The following is a 17,190-nucleotide window of genomic DNA, read 5'->3' as shown; positions in this document are numbered from 1 at the left end:
TCATGTTTAATGATGTTTACATGTAGATCACTGTTATGCTGATTACCTCATTTCTATTCAATAGAAAAGAAGCTTTTTCAAAATTCGGTCGATTGCTAAAACCAATACTTTTGAAATTTGAAAATCCTATTCCTTCAATGGGTAAAATCCAGCCTTTGTCTATTTCCCCATTTTTGTTTTCATCGTGTAAAATATTGATAGCATAAGTACCACCTTTCAAAGCTTTAAATGTGAATTCCGCTGAATTGCTGTGAATATTGGCTTTTCCTATCTTAAAATATTTCTCATAATCTTCATCAGGAATACTTCCGTTTTTATTGTACAACGCAAATTGAACAACTCCAGTGTTATTTCGCAAGTCTTTCACCTCCATTTTTAAGTCATAATATTCATTACTTTGACTAAAAGTGGAAAATGAAAAAACAGTGAACAGAATGATAATTAATCCGTTTTTCATTATTTATCTTTTTGAAATTTCAATTTAATTCCGTCTACAAATGCATAAACCACAGGAACTAAATAAACTGTTAGAATCAATGAAGACAATAGTCCACCAATAATTACCCAAGCCAATCCGTTTTTCCATTCACTTCCTGAACCTGTTGCCAATGCAATTGGCAGCATCCCAATAACCATGGATAAAGTGGTCATCAAAATTGGTCGCAATCTTCCTTTTCCAGATTCAATTAAGGCTGTTTTGTAATCTTTCCCTGTCGCTTTTAATTGATTCGTGAAATCGACAATCAGAATGGCGTTTTTGGTGACGAGTCCCATCAACATAATCAACCCCAATAATGCAAATAAACTCAAGTGACTTAATGATAAATTCAAGGCCAAGAAAGCTCCAATAATTGCTACTGGTATAGAGAATAAAACCACGAATGGATAGACAAAACTGTCATACAATGCCACAAGAATTAAGTAAATTAGCAAGAAAGAAATTATTAAAACGTTTCCTAAAGCTCCGAAACTATCATTTTGACGTTTGACATCACTTCCCCAAGTCATTTCGATTCCAGCGGGTAGCGGGTGTTCTTTAACATAAGCCACCACCTCATCGGCAACTGTTCCTGATGGTTTCCCAAGCGCATTTGCAGTAATTGTAACTGCGGGTTGTCTGTCTTTTCGTTCCAATAAGGAAGGAGAACTGTTCTTTTCTACTTTCGCAAATTGTTTCACTTCCAAAGCTATTCCGTTGGGATTTATAATCGGTAAATTCTCAACATCAGTAGCGTTTTCACGATTAAAACTCGCCAATTGAACACGCACTGGATATTCATTTCCTTCGTCGGTTATTGAAGCATCGTCATTTCCGTTGAATGAAGTTCTTAAACTCATTCCAACATAGGCCGTCGTTAATCCAAAACGTTGCATGAGATTTTTATCTGGAATCACTCGGTATTCTGGACTTCCTTCTTCCACAGAAAGTAAAATATTATCTGTTCCTGGAATGTCCTCTAAGACTTTTTGTAAACCATTTGCGGTTTCCATCACTAAATCAACATCAACTCCACTTAAAGTTATTTCAATTGGTGCTGTTCGAGGAACTAATCCCATTGCAATCACAGAATATTTAATTCCAGTATAACGCGATTCCAATTCTGTTCTCAACTGTCGCATATAGGATTCAGTTGAAATATCTCCTACTTTTTCATTCAGTTGAATCGTCATTTCTGTTCGATAAGCTGAACCTACTCCAAGACTTCCAATCCCTGTACTTGGTCCACCGACATTACTGAATAAACTTTCAATTTCATCTTGTTGTAATATGAAATCCTCGACTTCTAAAGCTGCTTTATTGTTGTAATGAATGGAAGTGTTTTTATCGAATTCCAAACCGAGCAAGAATTTCCCTTGATCTCCAGTAGCGATTAATTCTTTCCCAATAATTCCTTGTTTCATGATGACTCCTGTCAAAGCGAAAAGAGCAAGTACAAATCCTACAAAAATCAATTTGTGATTCAGAACCCATTTCAATTGACGGCCGTACATTTCTTGTAAATGATCCAATTGAAATTCAAACCACAATAGAAATTTATTGAAAAAATTCGTCGGTTGTAAATCTTCTTTCTTCCCAACTCTTGATGCGAGCCAAGGGGTTAAGGTAAATCCGACCAGTAAACTCGTTAAGGTGGAGGTGATAATTACGACAGAAAACTGCTTTAACATATCCGCAACGAAAACCTGAAGGAATAAAATTGGAACGAAAACTACGATATCCACTAAAGTAATGGACAAAGCAGAAAATCCAATTTCCATACGACCATCCATTGCAGCTTGGCGTTTTTCCTTCTTACGATCAAGATGCACTTGGATATTCTCTAAAACTACGGTGGCATCATCGACCAAAACTCCAATAATTAAGGACATCGCCAATAAAGTCATTAGGTTTAAAGTATATCCCAAAATCCACATCATTGCGAAAGCAGTTACTAAAGAAGTTGGAATAGCAATCAAAACGATCAGCGAATTTCTAAAGCTTCGGAGGAATAATAGCATCACTAACGAAACCAAAATCACGGCCATAATTAAATCGAAAACTACGGAATTTACGGCTTCAATTGTATTGTCGGTACTGTCATCTGCAATTACGAATTGAACATTTTCGCTGGCATAAGCTTCAGCAATTTTATCAAAACGTTCACGTACTTTTCTAGAAACATCAACCGCGTTGGCGTCTCCTTGTTTTTTCAAGAGAATTCCAATTCCTTCTTTTCCGTTGTAGCGACTTACAGAACTAATTTCAACTGTTTTGTCTTCAACTTTTGCGATATCTTTTACATAAATCGGATTGCCAGGCATTGGCATTGCCACCTGAACATTTTCAATTTCTTTAAGCGTATTGAACTTTCCTTTTAAACGCAAAGAGTTTTCAAATTCATCCGTTTGAATTGTTCCTGCTGGAATATCAACTCCCGATTGATTAATGGCTTGAACCACTTGCAGAATTGAAATTTTATGTTGTTTCAATAAATGCGGTTGAATATTCACTTGAACCTCTCGCTCTCGTCCACCCAACAATGTCAACTCAGCAACTCCCTGAATTTGTTGAATCTGAGGAAGAAAATCATTCTTCATCTTTTGATAAAATTCCGTTTGAGGTAAATCGCTCGTTGCACTTATCGACATAATCGGTAAGTCGTTTGGAGAAACTTTACTCATTTCCGGACTCAAAATATCGGCTGGTAAATCTTTTCGAATATTGTCGATATACCGCTGCGCATCTTGCATTGTATTGTCAAGATTTGTTCCGTATTTTAGATTCACGATAACCACAGAAGCATTCGGTAAAGACTTCGTAACTAAGTAATCGACACCTTCTAGATTTGAAAGTGCATCTTCAATTTTCTCGCTGACTGAAGTTTCAACTTCTTCAGGATCTGCTCCTGGATATCCAGTTTTAATCACCACAACTGGTTGATTAAAATCGGGCATTAATTCATAGCTCAAGTTTTTGAAACCGATCCATCCCAAAAGGATAAATACACTAAACAAAACTATTATGAGCGATGGTCGCTTGATGGAAATTTCTGTAATATTCATTTTTTCTAATTAAAAATTAAAAGTGAAAAGTGAAAAATTGATAGACATCTTTTTAATACTATATTCTCTTTCATGTAATTCCGTTTTTCTTAAAATTGAGAGTATAAATTAAAGGTCAACTCTTTATTTTTCATTCCTTATTAAAACTTCCCTGCTCTAAAAACAAATGCGAAGCTCTTTTTAAACATTATATTGTCTTTCAAGTTTATTCTTTAAAAATGAAAACCAAAGCTAAATCGATAAGAGTCAGCTCTTTATTTTTCATTTTTCATTGTTAGTTTTTCATTGTTACCGTAGCTCCATCAAACAGATTCACATATCCTTTGCTGATAATTTTGTCTCCTGCAGATATTCCTTCTTTTACAAGTACAGAAGTCCCTTCACTCGAACCAATTTGAATAGGAACTAAAACTGCTTTTCCATCTTTAACAACATATACTTTCGCTTCGTCCAATTGACCTTGAATCACAGAAAGTGGTAACACAATTCCGCTTTGTTTAGATTGCTTGTCTAAAATTACTTGACCGAACATTCCTGCACGTAATGGAGTTGTCTTGCTGTTCTGAACTTCGATTTCCACTTGGTATCTAGCAGCTGGATTTGCTTTTCCTCCTAGCGCAACAACTTTTCCTGAGAAGTCAACTTGTGAATATTGATCAGCTTTTAAAAGCACTGTTTCATTTAAAGCAAACTGATTGATTTCTCCTTCTGCAACGAAAGCTGTAAATCGTAAAACATTCATTTGACTTAATTGAAGTAATGGAACTCCTGGCGCAGCAAATGCACCAATTTCTACAAACTTTTGGGTAATTGTTCCGTCAAAAGGTGCACGTATTGTTGTTTTGTTGATCTGCTCTTCGATAGTTCTTTGTTGAATAATTGCTGATTGTAATTGCAATTGCATCTTTTCCAATTTCGCCTTTTGAATGGCATCCGCTTCTGTTAAAATACGGTAGCGTTCATTGTCCTTTTCTAGATCTTTTACTTGAATTTTTACGCTTTCCAATTGTAATTTCAAAAGAGAATTATCTAGTTCAATAAGGATTTGACCTTTTTTGACTTCACTTCCTAAATCAACGCTTACTTTATTTATTTTCCCTTGAATATCAGCATTCAACTTCACTTCACGGTTCGCCATAAAGTTTCCATCAATGGTTTGTCGTGAATCTAAATTGGAAATCTTAGCTGTTAATACGTCAACTTTTATGCTTTTGTTTTTATCGTAATGAAAAACAATTGCTTCTGTTTCAGATTTATTTTTAGCTAACTGGAAAATGGTCAACCCTACAAGTAATGCAAGTACGACAATCGTTATTATCTTTTTCATAATTTCTTTCTTTTGTGGTTAATTTTTGAGTAGGTTTCCTGATTCCTTCTTCAATTTCAAATCTGCTTTTAGGTATTCTATAATCGTGGCTAAATATTCCATTTGAGCTTTATTCACTTCAGTTTCTGCCATGATTACATCAGTTAAAGACACAATTCCTTCTTCATGTTGCAAAATGGTTTGATCATAGATTAGTTCAGCCAGTTTTAATTGCTCTTCCACAAGCTCCATTGTTCGGTTTGCATTGTCTTTCTCTTTTAATGCATTTTCAATATTGAGATTTGTTTGATCCTGAATCAATTCAAGTTGAAGTGAACTTGCATCTATTTCCAATTGCTTACTGATTACCTTTCTCTTGGTTACCATTCCATTAAAAAGTGGCATTGTCAATTGAATTCCTGCTAAACCTTTTGGATAAAAATTCAAGAATTGATTAGGCTCTCGGTCATAACCATAACCTGTTATTCCATAAGTTGCAAATGCATTTAAAGAAGGTAAATACCTTGTTTTTTGAAGTGTATTGATTTGTGTTTGGAGTAACTGATTCCTAGCTTCCGCCAATTGCACAGAAAGTGAAGATTCAGTTTCATAATTTTCTATCTTTTCAAAATCAATTCCTTTTTCAATTTCAATGTTTTCAGCCAATGGTTTGCCCATTAAAAACTTAAGGATGTTCATCACATTATCATATTTTACTGCAGCAGATTCTCGTTCTTTTTCGAGTTGAAGTAATTTTAAATGTGCTCTATTTACATCCGTTCCTACTAGCAAATCTTGTGATTGAAGTAACTCAACATTCTTTAGTAGTTGTTTTGCATTGATGATATTTGAATCAATAAAACTTAAACTTTGTGCTAAGATCTGCGCATTATAATAGACTGTAGAAACTTCAAAAAAGACTTCTTCTTTCGATTTTAAATTTTGGATTCTTGTTAGTTCAGTCGCTGCTCTTGTAGTTTTTATATTTCCATATAATTCTGGATTATAAATAGGAATAGCTAAAGTTAAATCGGCATTCAAATGATGTGGAACACCAAATTGCGCTTCTTTAAACTGACCTTCAGGTCCGCCAAAAACGCTCATTGGCATTAACTGATAAGGCAAATCAGTGAAATACTTATAATCTGCATTGAGATGCAATTTAGGATTTCTATAACCTTCTACAACCCTTTCCTGCTGCAGACTCGATTCCATTTCCAAAGAATTTATTCGCAATCGTTTATTGTGCACTTCTGCCGAGTCAATACATTGCTGTAAGTTCCAAGTTTGTGCATGAGCTATTTGGAAAAAAGATACTATAAAAAGCAATCCTAAAACCATTTGTTTGTGAGCGCTTACTAACATTTTATTTAAATTTTTTATTTAAGCAAGACCTTATTCGATGCACTACTTAAAATGCTCTCGAACAAGGTTTTATATTTTGGTAATATTTTAATTAATGACCTAATTAAAATACTTATGGTACTCATTATACGATTCCATAAGTGATTTAACATTATGATTCGCCTGATCCATAGTCTCTGTATTCTGCAATTCTTTTGTTAATTCTAGGTGCGGATGTAACCACTTGTGCAGTTCATCATGACTTGTTCCGTCCATTGTGCAGCTAGAAATCAATTGTTTATTTTGCGCGGCAACATTTTCTGCTAAACTCTTAAAATCTTCGTCTCCAGAATCAAGATAAGTTGTAACAAGCTCTTGACCTTTCATTACAAAAGGCTTCATCTCTTCGTTAACCTTCCATTTCTCACCATTATTTAATGCGATTTCGCCATGATCATGACTAGCCTCAGCTGATGGGTGTTCTTCTCCAGCTGGATGCTCTTGTTCAACTGTTTCTTGTGGTTCTGCTTCAGTTGTATTATCACAACTCGTTAAAAATGCCAAACCAAAAATTCCTAATGTTAGAATTACGTGTTTCATATTTTCTGTTATTTGCTTTTTATTAAAATTAAATTCGTTTCAATCATGTTTTTACCGTAGTGCAATATATCAAATTCAAAATTAGCCGTTCGCCATTTATACATTAATAAACGCAAAGAACCCATAATTACGTGCATTAAATCCTCTGTAGTAATTGCATTTGTAAAAACTCCTTCCTTCTGCCCTTGTAAAACAACAGGCATTAAGTATTTCATTTTCACTTGCATTATTTTATTAATCGCTTGATTAACATTTTTACTTCCTTCTAAAAGTCCATCAGAAAAAACAGCAACTGCAAAATGAGGGTTTTGATTAAAAAAGTTGAACTGACTTTCGAATAAAGCTCTGAATCGATCTTCAATTGAACCATCCGTTGAAAGGGAACTTTTAAAACGTCCATCCATATTGTCGGCTAAATAAGTTAACATTCCAATAATGATTTCCTCCTTACTCGCAAAATGCCTGTAAACTGCGCTTTCAGAAAATTTCATTTCCTTTGCCAGGTTTTTGATGGTTAAACCATGAATCCCTGAAGCCGTAAGAATCTTTCCTGCAGCTGTAATTATTTCTTGTTGTCTTTCTGTTATATCCATCTTGTTTGTGAATGATCACTCACAAAGGTATTCTAAAAATTCAATTAAACAATAAGTTTCAATATTTTATTTCTTAACTCACACAGGAAGAGGAATTATGATTAGTAAAACATGAGATACAAACCGAAGCAAATTCGGGTAAATTTAGATTTTCGAATAATCTTTAAAAAACTTATTCTATATTTGCGGTATGATTAACAAAATTGAAAACAACATTTGGTGGCTAATGGATAATACTATCTAGAGAAGCGCTGTATAACGATATTTAAAAAGATCTGCTTCTAGCAGGTCTTTTTTTTTGCAATAAAAACAACATAATGATTTTAATAACAAACAAAAATTGGTGGTGGAACTTTAATGATTTTAGGATCTAAGAAGGCGCTATTGAATATACCCATATTTATAAAAGCCTGCTTCTTGCAGGCTTTTTTTATGCTCAAAAATTTAAATAATGAAATATAAAATTCACACCAAGTACCAGAAGAAACTGGCAGACCTTTATACTCCAGTCAACATTTACAATAAGCTGCGGGATCAATTCCCGAGTGCTTTACTACTGGAAAGCGCAGACTATCATGACCGCACAGACAGCAAAAGTTTTATTTGTTTGGAGCCTGTCGCTAACTTTGAAGCCCGTGGAAATAAATATAAATACAATTTCCCTGATCAAGAAGAGGTAAAAATAAAAGTAGAAAAATCAAGTCAGGTTTTTATAGCTTTTCAAGAATTCATATCGCAATTCGAACACAGTACAACAAATCTTCCATTTAACATTCAAGGATTGTGGGGGTACTCTTCTTTTGAAGCTGTCCAATACATGGAGGATATTGAAATGAATTTAGAGAGAAGTGAACTCAAAGACAATCCAGATTTAAAATATCAATTGTTTAAATATGTATTGATTTTCGACCATTTCAAAAATGAAATTTACATCACCCACAACGAGGTAAATAAAGGAACTGATTTTGAAGATAATATTGAATCCATCATTCAAATCATCAACACCAATAATTTACCGAATTTCTCTTTTTCCACCGTAAATAAAGAAACTTCAAACGTTTCAGAGGAAGAATATATGGAAATGGTGAAACAAGGGATTCACCATTGTAAAATTGGTGATACTTTTCAATTGGTACTTTCTCGTGAGTTCCAACAAAAATTTAAAGGAGATGACTTTAATTTGTACCGTTGTTTAAGAAGTATAAATCCTTCTCCTTACCTCTTCTATTTTGATTATGGAGACTTTAAAATTTTTGGAGCATCGCCAGAATCACAATTGCAAGTGCACAATGGTGAAGCTTCAATTAACCCTATTGCTGGAACAGTTTTACGCGGAGATTCGCAAGAAGAAGACAGAAAACGTGCTGAAGAATTAAAGGAGAATCCAAAAGAAATGTCTGAGCACGTTATGTTGGTGGATTTAGCAAGAAATGATTTGAGTAAGAATTCAGATAAGGTTACCATTGAAAGTTATGCTGAAATTCAATTTTTCTCTCATGTTATTCACATGGTGAGCAAGGTGAAAGGAAAATTGCAAAAAGATGTAAAGGGCTTACAAGTTTACGGGGATACTTTTCCTGCGGGGACATTATCTGGAGCACCAAAATACAAAGCTTTAAAACTCATCGACAAGTATGAGAAAACGACACGTAACTTTTATGGTGGAGCAATCGGTTTCTTTGGATTTGATGGAAGCATTAATCATGCAATCATCATTCGTTCGGTATTGAGCAAAAACAACACATTAGTTTACCAAGCTGGCGCAGGAATAGTTTCAGACAGCACACCGGAAGGAGAACTCCAAGAGGTCAATAATAAAATTACAGCAATCAGAAAAGCGATTCAAAAAGCAAATGAATTATGAAAATATTAGTCATCGACAACTACGATAGTTTCACGTATAACCTCGTTTATATTCTTCGTCAAGAATCAAACAATGTTGAGGTCTACAGAAACGATAAAATTACACCTGAAGCATGTTTAAATTATGATGTGATTGTTCTATCGCCAGGACCTGGAATACCGGAAAATGCAGGAAACCTTATGCAAATTATAAGTACTTGTGCTGGTAAGGTTCCAATTTTAGGGATATGCTTAGGACATCAAGCGATAGCAGAATATTTAGGAGGGAAACTCCGCATGCTTTCAGAAGTCTATCATGGTGTTCAGTCAGAAGTTAAATTAATCAACGCGAATTTATCATTGTTCGAAGGACTTCCATTAACATTTCAAGCAGGTCGATACCACTCGTGGGATATTGATGAAACCCAAGGAGGAGATTTTGAAATCACTGCTAAAACAAAAGACAACAGCATCATGGCGATCCAAAACATCAAACAAAAACTTTATGGAATACAGTTTCATCCTGAGAGTATACTGACTCCAGATGGAGATGTAATCATTCGTAATTTTCTAAACATCTGTAAAGAAGAAGCATCATGAAAAAAATATTAGAAAAACTATTCAAACAGCAATACCTCACAGAAAGCGAAGCCAAAAAAGTGCTGGGTGAAATTTCTGAAGAGAAATACAATCCTTATGAAATCAGTGCATTCTTGACCGTTTTCAAGATGAGAAACATCACTGTAGATGAATTAAAAGGATTCCGAAATTGTTTACAGGAAAGATGTATTGCTATTGATTTGGATGAATTTGATGCTGTCGATTTATGTGGAACGGGTGGTGATGGAAAAGACACTTTCAACGTAAGCACCTTGGCTTCTTTTGTAGTGGCTGGCGCTGGATACAAAGTCGCAAAACATGGGAATTATGGTGTGAGCTCAACCTGTGGATCTTCCAATGTGATGGAATATTTAGGCTATGAATTCACCGCTAATCCTGATTTACTCAAAAAGCAAATCGATAAAAGCGGAATTTGTTTTCTGCATGCGCCGCTGTTTCATCCTGCAATGAAAGAAGTTGCTCCCATTCGCAAGAACATTGGTGTTCCAACTTTCTTTAATATGCTTGGACCTATGGTAAATCCTTCCTTTCCAAAAAAGCAATTGGTGGGCGTGTTTTCTTTACAACTTCAACGCTACTATAAATATATTTATGAGCAAGAAAATATAGAATACCGCATCGTTCATTCTTTAGATGGTTATGACGAAATCAGTTTAACTGGACCAGCGAAAATTATTAGTCCGGATAAAGAAATCATGATTAATCCAAAAGAGATCTACGAAAACAAGATTACACCGGAAGAATTGAAAGGAGGAAAAGACATTCAAGCATCCGCTCAATTATTTATGCAAATCCTTGAAGGGAATGGCACAGCAGCTCAAAACGCAGTGGTAACCGCAAACGCAGCAATGGCTATTCAATGTTATCATCAAGGTCAAGACTTATCAATTTCATTAAAAATCGCAGAAGAAGCTTTAAAAAGCAAAGCTGCACTACGCACATTTAAAACATTAATCTCATTATGAATATTTTAGAACAAATCGTAGACTACAAAAGACAAGTAGTTCAAGAAGCAAAAGGACTCATCACCATCAAAAGTTTGGAGCAAAGTATCTTTTTCGAAACGACTCCAGTATCGATGAAAGCTTACTTAACCAGAAAAGATAAAGTAGGCATTATTGCAGAAATTAAGAGAAGTTCTCCAAGCACAGGAATCATCAATAATCGAATAGATGTAGAGAAATTAAGCATCAATTATATGCAAGCCGGAGCTTCAGCTTTATCTGTTTTAACAGATGCTCAGTATTTCGGAGGAAGCAACACTGATCTAGAAATTGCAAGAAAAAACAACTACTGCCCTATTCTAAGAAAGGATTTTATCATTGATGAATATCAAATTATAGAAGCAAAAAGTAATGGAGCAGATTGTATTTTATTGATTGCTGCCTGTTTATCACCTCAAGAATGTAAAAATCTAGCTGCATTTGCAAAAAGCTTAAAGTTAGAAGTGCTTTTAGAAGTTCAGGTAAAAGAAGAAATTGAGCGTCACGTCAATGCAAATATTGACATTATCGGAGTAAACAATAGAAATTTGAAAGACTTCTCAACCAATATTTCAAACAGTGTAGAGTTGTTCGAATTCCTTCCAAAAGAACTGGTAAAAATCAGTGAAAGCGGTATTAAAACAGCAGAACAAATGGTAGAACTTAAAAAGGCTGGATTTGATGGATTTCTGATTGGTGGATACTTTATGCAATACGATGATCCAGGTCAAGCTTGCAAAACTTTAATTGAAAATTATAAATCCCTTATCAAATGAAAATAAAAGTTTGTGGGATGAAATATCCTGAAAATATCAAAGCGATTCAAAAGCTGAAGCCTGATTTTATGGGATTTATATTCTATGAGAAATCACCGCGATTGGTGGATGAAGAACTCTTGCGGAAAATAGATACTACTGATAAAAAGATTTCTACAGTAGGTGTTTTTGTGAATGCTTCAATTACCGAAATCACAAAGAAGGTAAATGACTTTTCTTTTGACTATGTCCAATTGCACGGAAATGAATCTGCTGAATTTGTAAAGGAACTTAATGAAGAAGGAATTCAAATCATCAAGGCATTTCAAATCGATGAAAACTTTGATTGGGGTGCGCTTCAGTCCTATCAGAAATCGGTGAATTATTTCCTTTTTGATACCCCTACAAAAAATTATGGTGGAAGCGGAAAAAAATTCAATTGGGAAACGCTTAATAATTACACGCAAAACAAACCTTTCTTCCTCAGCGGAGGAATTGGAATAGAAGATATTCACGAAATAAAAAACCTCAAGCTTCCTCTCCTATTTGGGATAGATGTCAACAGTAAATTCGAGACAGCACCAGGAGAAAAGGATGAGGAATTAGTAAAAACAATGATTAATCAAATCAGAGATGAAAGAAAATTATAATGTAAACCAAGAAGGATTCTACGGAGAATATGGAGGAGCTTTTGTTCCAGAAATGCTCTATCCAAATGTTGAAGAATTGCAAAAATCCTATTTAGGAATCATTCAATCTGCAGATTTTCAAGAGGAGTTAAATCAACTGCTCCAAGATTATGTGGGTAGACCAACACCTTTGTATTTTGCCAAAAGATTGAGTGAACACTACGGTGCTAAAATCTATTTAAAACGAGAAGATTTATGTCATACAGGAGCGCATAAAATCAACAATGCTTTAGGTCAGATCTTATTGGCAAAAAGACTGAATAAAACTAGGATAATCGCTGAAACTGGAGCAGGTCAACACGGAGTAGCAACAGCAACTGCTTGTGCATTGATGGGAATTGAATGCTGTATCTTTATGGGTGCAAAAGACATTGAAAGACAAGCGCCAAACGTTGCACGAATGAAAATGCTAGGTGCTGAAATCGTTCCTGTTCACAGCGGAAGTAAAACTTTAAAAGACGCGACAAACGAAGCGATTAGAGATTGGATCAACAATCCGGTGGATACACATTATATCATTGGATCTGTCGTTGGTCCTCACCCTTATCCTGATATGGTAGCAAGATTCCAAGCCATCATCAGCAAGGAAATTAAAAAACAAATTGATGGAAATCCAACACACATTATTGCTTGTATTGGTGGAGGAAGTAATGCCATTGGAGCGTTTTATCATTATTTGGAGGAACAAAACGTTCAATTGATTGGTGTTGAAGCTGCAGGTTTAGGAATAGAAACAGGCCAAACTGCTGCGACACTAGCATTGGGAACACAAGGAATTATCCACGCTTGCATGACGACTTTACTTCAAACAATAGACGGCCAAATAATTGAACCTTACAGTATTTCTGCAGGATTAGACTACCCTGGTGTTGGACCTCAACACGCACATTTACACAAAACCAAAAGAGTTCATTATGCAAGTGTTACAGATAAAGAAGCGATTAAAGCGGCACATTTTCTTTCTCGTACTGAGGGAATTATCCCAGCACTAGAATCATCTCATGCTTTGGCTTATTTGGATAAAATGGAAATAAAATCAACTGATAAAATTGTGATTAACCTCAGCGGTAGAGGTGATAAAGATTTAGAAACATTAATTAAAACACTTCCTTAATATGCTAATAGATTTATTTAAAAATAGAACAACGCCTTTGCTTAATATTTACTTTACGGCAGGCTTTCCACAACTAGACAGCATGCCAAAAGTTTTGAAAACACTTGAAGAAGCTGGCGTGGATATGGTCGAAATTGGAATGCCCTATTCAGATCCGTTGAGCGATGGTCCGACCATTCAAAAAAGTAGTGAGATTGCAATTCGAAATGGAATAACAACAGATTTAATTTTCGAACAATTGTCTGAAAGTAGTTCCAAAATTCCAAAAGTGATGATGGGCTACTTCAATGCTGTTTATCAATACGGAGTAGAGAAATTCTGCAAAAACTGCCAGAAAAATAACATTGAAGGTGTTATTCTCCCAGATTTACCGATTCCAGTGTATTTAGAAAAGTACAAAGTCATTTTTGAGCAATATGGAATCACTCCAATTTTTCTAATTACTCCAGAAACAAGTGAAGAACGTATTCGTTATATCGATGATTGCAGTTCAACATTTATTTATGCTGTAAGTAGTTCGAGTACTACTGGAAAAGGAACGGGAATAAAGTCTGCAGAAGCTTATCTGGAAAGACTTCAAGCCATGCAATTAAAGAATCCAATCTTGGTGGGTTTTAATATTTCAACCAAAGAAGATTTCGATTTTGCTACACAATACGCTGCTGGAGGAATCATTGGAAGTGCCTTTATTAAAAGTATAAATGAAACCCAAGATTTAGAAAAAGACATCCAATTATTTATTCAATCCATTCGACCAAAAATTTGAGAGCTATGATTATACAACTAAAAAAAGATATCCAACAGAATCAAAGATTGGACTTAGAACAGGGCTTGAATCAATTAAATATAGAATTCTATCCTGTAATCACACAAATGGGAACCTATTTCATTTGTACACCAATACAAGAGTTTGACATTCGTAAAATCGGCTATTTTAAAGGAATTAGTGATGTTCACAGGGTAACTGGAAATCATAAAATGGTGAGCAGCAAATGGAAATTAGACCGCACTATAATTGACTGTGGAGACGGTGTATTGATTGGCGACAATAACTTAGCAATGATGGCTGGACCATGCAGTATTGAAAGTGAAGAACAAATCAATGATACTGTTGAATCATTGCTAAAAAATGGAGTTCGTATAATGAGAGGAGGAGTTTACAAACCAAGAACGAGTCCATACAGTTTTAGAGGATTGGGAATGGAAGGGTTAAAAATGTTCTATCAGGCGTGTAACAAAAACGGAATCAAAATCATTACGGAAGTGATGGAGTCTGCACAAATTGAAGAAATGATGCCTTATGTTGATATATTCCAAGTGGGAGCCAGAAATGCGCAGAACTTCAATTTGCTTGAAGCATTAGGCGAAATTGACAAGCCTGTTCTTTTAAAACGAGGAATTAGCGGAACGATTGACGAATTACTTTATTCTGCAGAATATGTTTTTAAAAGTGGTAACGAAAAACTGATTCTTTGTGAACGAGGAATCAGAACTTTTGAAAGTGCATATAGAAATACATTGGACTTGAATGCTGTACCTATTCTAAAGGAAAAATCACATTTACCTGTCGTTGTGGATCCCTCTCACGGAATTGGGATTAGGAAACATGTGATTCAAATGGCTTTGGCTTCGGCAGCTGTTGGAGCGGATGGTTTACTGATTGAAACTCATAAAACACCAGAGAAAGCAGCCACAGATGGACAACAAACTTTATCGTTTAAAGAATTTGATGAACTGATGTTGAAGCTTAAAAAGTTAAAAGAGATTTTTTAGTGAAACTTTAGAGCAACAAAAAACGGGTGAACAATATGCTCACCCGTTTTCAAAATATTTAATCAATTGAAAGTTCTATTATATCTTCATTCCTTTGACAACTCTGTCTTTACGTTGGTTTTTCTTCCAGTTCTTCAATTTTACCATCAAGTAAGCAGAAGCACTTTGTCTCACTGCATAATAAACTGAACCTCCGTAATCCAATTCACCTTTTCCGTTTGCCCATTGCGCAACAAGGTAAAATCTTCCATTTGAAATATTCTGACGTTCAGCAAAACGCAATACACGACCATCTCCCAATTCAAATCTAATTTGAACTGTTCCGTCATCTTCCATTTGTTCGAAAACACAAGGACGGTTTGCTGGAATAACTATTCTTTCAGATGTTGAACGCTCTGAAGTTACAAGCTCTCCTGATTGTCCAGTTGTAGCAATTTTTGATTCTTTATCGCTTCTTTCTAAAATGATAATTTCAGAAGTATAAAACTGAACTTTTTTTAGCTTGTCAGGTGTCAACTCAAATTCTGCTTTAATCTTCGTAGTATATGGCACTTTCGTAGCGCAACTTCCCAATATGACAACAGTTAATAATGCGATTAAAATTTTCATTCTTTATGTTTTTATAATTTCTTATTCTAGTACGAAAGTAGTAACAAATAACGTTCCAATACGTTAATTAATCAATAAATTACATCCTCGGATATCACTGAGGTCGAATCTGCCTAATATTTTAAATCGATTTCCTTCTTGAACTCCTAAATCATCAGTAGCAATGAAAGAACAACTGTAAAAGTTCGCTAAATCAATAACGTTTACTCCGCCTGTTTTCCCTTCTTTCCGAATGGATAGTGGATCATTTACATCTCTCATTATAACTTTCATCCAGTTTGGAGAAGTGAAATATTCCGTGCCATCAGTATAACCTTGCGATAAAAGTTCGGTCATTCCATATTCTGAATAAATGTGTGGAACATTTAATCCATCACATAACACTTGGTGCAATTCTTCTTTAATCATTTCTTTTCGACGACCTTTCATTCCTCCAGTTTCAAGAATAATTACACCAGATAAATCAGCTTTTTTTTCTGCTAAATCGAGTAAAGCATAAGAAACTCCAAATAAAATGATTTTCTTATCTTCTTGCTTAGCTTTTTGAATTGCTTGAATAAGAGAATCCATTTCAGATAAATAAAATCCAGATAACGGATGATTAGATGCTTTCACCAAATGATCTACCATATATACAAGTGAAGATTCTCCTTGCTCTATATAGTTAGGAAGTAAAGCTAATATAATTGCGTCTTTCGGATTTGCAATCTGTTTAGAAAAGGTATCCATGAAAGAATCCACATAAATTTCTGGAGCCGCAATATAATGTTGACTTCTTATACTTTGTGTTGTTCCCGAACTTTTAAAAACGATTAACTCCTCATCTGTGATTTCATCCGAAAGAATTTTATGTGTTTTAAAAAAGGAAATTGGCAAAAACGGAATCTCTTGATAATGTGTAGGTGCTTTTCTTCCAAGTGCGTCACAAAATTGTCTATAAATAGAAACGTGATCATATTGATATTGAAAAACGGCCAATGCTTTTTGATTAAAATCCGCGTCAGAATCTATTTCAAATAAAACTTTTAAAAGAGGATTTTTTTTTAACACTGCGTTTGTTTGAGTTAAATTCAAATAGCAAAAATACGCAATTCAATTCTTCTAAAAAAGAATAGGAGCTCAGAACTGGCGTTCTAAGCTCCTATCACACTAATCAACCTAACCTACTACTACTGATACAAATTTACTTTATTTAGTTCTAACAATACAAGTTTATTCTAATTATTTTAAAAGCTTAGCTTTACAATAAACCAGTATAATATTACATTAGTCGATAAAATCACTTTGTTTGTCGAAAAACTAGACTGTTAAAACGTTTCACAAGAAAAGTTAAATCGTATAAAATGAGATTTCTAAGATTAAAACAATTAAAACAGGTCTATTTTTAAATTTAGCTTTCCAATAAATAATGAAATTTT

Annotated in this window: 16 protein-coding genes; 8 read left to right on the top strand and 8 right to left on the bottom strand. The window is 34.6% G+C overall.

Annotated features, from left to right (window positions below; translation table 11 throughout):
• Positions 1 to 16 precede the first annotated feature (16 nt).
• The 6 genes from ERX46_RS01245 to ERX46_RS01220 all read right to left on the bottom strand — a co-directional run bounded on the left by ERX46_RS01245 (position 17) and on the right by ERX46_RS01220 (position 7,386).
• Positions 17 to 457, bottom strand: coding sequence for a DUF2141 domain-containing protein (locus ERX46_RS01245; protein WP_130092012.1), 441 nt, complete (start codon positions 455 to 457; stop codon positions 17 to 19).
• On the bottom strand, positions 457 to 3,543 hold the full coding sequence (locus ERX46_RS01240; protein ID WP_130092011.1) for an efflux RND transporter permease subunit: 3,087 nt from the start codon (positions 3,541 to 3,543) through the stop codon (positions 457 to 459). The genes ERX46_RS01245 and ERX46_RS01240 overlap by 1 nt, the downstream gene beginning before the upstream one ends.
• 274 nt (positions 3,544 to 3,817) lie before the next feature.
• Positions 3,818 to 4,870, bottom strand: coding sequence for an efflux RND transporter periplasmic adaptor subunit (locus tag ERX46_RS01235; RefSeq protein WP_130092010.1), 1,053 nt, complete (start codon positions 4,868 to 4,870; stop codon positions 3,818 to 3,820).
• An 18-nt stretch (positions 4,871 to 4,888) separates the two neighbouring features.
• Positions 4,889 to 6,214 (bottom strand): TolC family protein, encoded by a 1,326-nt coding sequence (locus ERX46_RS01230; RefSeq protein ID WP_130092009.1) that lies wholly within the window; start codon positions 6,212 to 6,214, stop codon positions 4,889 to 4,891.
• Positions 6,215 to 6,313: 99 nt separating this feature from the next.
• Positions 6,314 to 6,793: a hypothetical protein gene (locus ERX46_RS01225; protein WP_130092008.1), complete on the bottom strand. Its 480-nt coding sequence runs from the start codon at positions 6,791 to 6,793 to the stop codon at positions 6,314 to 6,316.
• A gap of 8 nt (positions 6,794 to 6,801) precedes the next feature.
• The gene (locus tag ERX46_RS01220) at positions 6,802 to 7,386 is read right to left on the bottom strand and encodes a TetR/AcrR family transcriptional regulator (protein ID WP_130092007.1); all 585 of its coding nucleotides are present in this window, start codon (positions 7,384 to 7,386) and stop codon (positions 6,802 to 6,804) included.
• A 451-nt stretch (positions 7,387 to 7,837) separates the two neighbouring features.
• Here ERX46_RS01220 and ERX46_RS01215 point away from each other — a divergent pair, with 451 nt between their 5' ends.
• From ERX46_RS01215 to aroF, 8 genes are read left to right on the top strand one after another with little or no spacing between them, the layout of a single operon-like run.
• Positions 7,838 to 9,250, top strand: coding sequence for an anthranilate synthase component I family protein (locus ERX46_RS01215; protein WP_165366112.1), 1,413 nt, complete (start codon positions 7,838 to 7,840; stop codon positions 9,248 to 9,250).
• On the top strand, positions 9,247 to 9,828 hold the full coding sequence (locus ERX46_RS01210) for an anthranilate synthase component II (RefSeq protein WP_130092005.1): 582 nt from the start codon (positions 9,247 to 9,249) through the stop codon (positions 9,826 to 9,828). Before ERX46_RS01215 ends, ERX46_RS01210 begins: the two co-directional genes overlap by 4 nt.
• Positions 9,825 to 10,814: an anthranilate phosphoribosyltransferase gene (gene trpD / locus ERX46_RS01205; RefSeq protein ID WP_130092004.1), complete on the top strand. Its 990-nt coding sequence runs from the start codon at positions 9,825 to 9,827 to the stop codon at positions 10,812 to 10,814. Before ERX46_RS01210 ends, trpD begins: the two co-directional genes overlap by 4 nt.
• Positions 10,811 to 11,608 carry an indole-3-glycerol phosphate synthase TrpC gene (gene trpC / locus ERX46_RS01200; RefSeq protein WP_130092003.1) on the top strand — a complete coding sequence of 266 codons (798 nt, stop codon included), beginning with the start codon at positions 10,811 to 10,813 and terminating at the stop codon, positions 11,606 to 11,608. The genes trpD and trpC overlap by 4 nt, the downstream gene beginning before the upstream one ends.
• Positions 11,605 to 12,237 carry a phosphoribosylanthranilate isomerase gene (locus ERX46_RS01195; protein ID WP_130092002.1) on the top strand — a complete coding sequence of 211 codons (633 nt, stop codon included), beginning with the start codon at positions 11,605 to 11,607 and terminating at the stop codon, positions 12,235 to 12,237. The genes trpC and ERX46_RS01195 overlap by 4 nt, the downstream gene beginning before the upstream one ends.
• A complete protein-coding gene (trpB, locus tag ERX46_RS01190) occupies positions 12,221 to 13,390 on the top strand; it encodes a tryptophan synthase subunit beta (protein WP_130092001.1) in 1,170 nt (389 codons plus the stop codon). The genes ERX46_RS01195 and trpB overlap by 17 nt, the downstream gene beginning before the upstream one ends.
• Position 13,391: 1 nt before the next feature.
• The gene (gene trpA, locus ERX46_RS01185) at positions 13,392 to 14,156 is read left to right on the top strand and encodes a tryptophan synthase subunit alpha (RefSeq protein ID WP_130092000.1); all 765 of its coding nucleotides are present in this window, start codon (positions 13,392 to 13,394) and stop codon (positions 14,154 to 14,156) included.
• A 5-nt stretch (positions 14,157 to 14,161) separates the two neighbouring features.
• Positions 14,162 to 15,163: a 3-deoxy-7-phosphoheptulonate synthase gene (gene aroF / locus ERX46_RS01180; RefSeq protein WP_130091999.1), complete on the top strand. Its 1,002-nt coding sequence runs from the start codon at positions 14,162 to 14,164 to the stop codon at positions 15,161 to 15,163.
• Positions 15,164 to 15,241: 78 nt separating this feature from the next.
• On the opposite strand, the gene ERX46_RS01175 is transcribed toward aroF, so the two are convergent.
• Positions 15,242 to 15,772 carry a hypothetical protein gene (locus ERX46_RS01175; protein ID WP_130091998.1) on the bottom strand — a complete coding sequence of 177 codons (531 nt, stop codon included), beginning with the start codon at positions 15,770 to 15,772 and terminating at the stop codon, positions 15,242 to 15,244.
• Positions 15,773 to 15,835: 63 nt separating this feature from the next.
• A complete protein-coding gene (locus ERX46_RS01170) occupies positions 15,836 to 16,822 on the bottom strand; it encodes a LuxE/PaaK family acyltransferase (RefSeq protein WP_130091997.1) in 987 nt (328 codons plus the stop codon).
• Positions 16,823 to 17,190: the final 368 nt, after the last annotated feature.

Source organism: Brumimicrobium glaciale (assembly GCF_004152935.1).
GTDB lineage: Bacteria > Bacteroidota > Bacteroidia > Flavobacteriales_D > Crocinitomicaceae > Brumimicrobium > Brumimicrobium glaciale.
The sequence above is the reverse complement of the archived record's forward strand: the minus strand, read 5'-3'. Positions and strand labels throughout refer to the sequence as shown.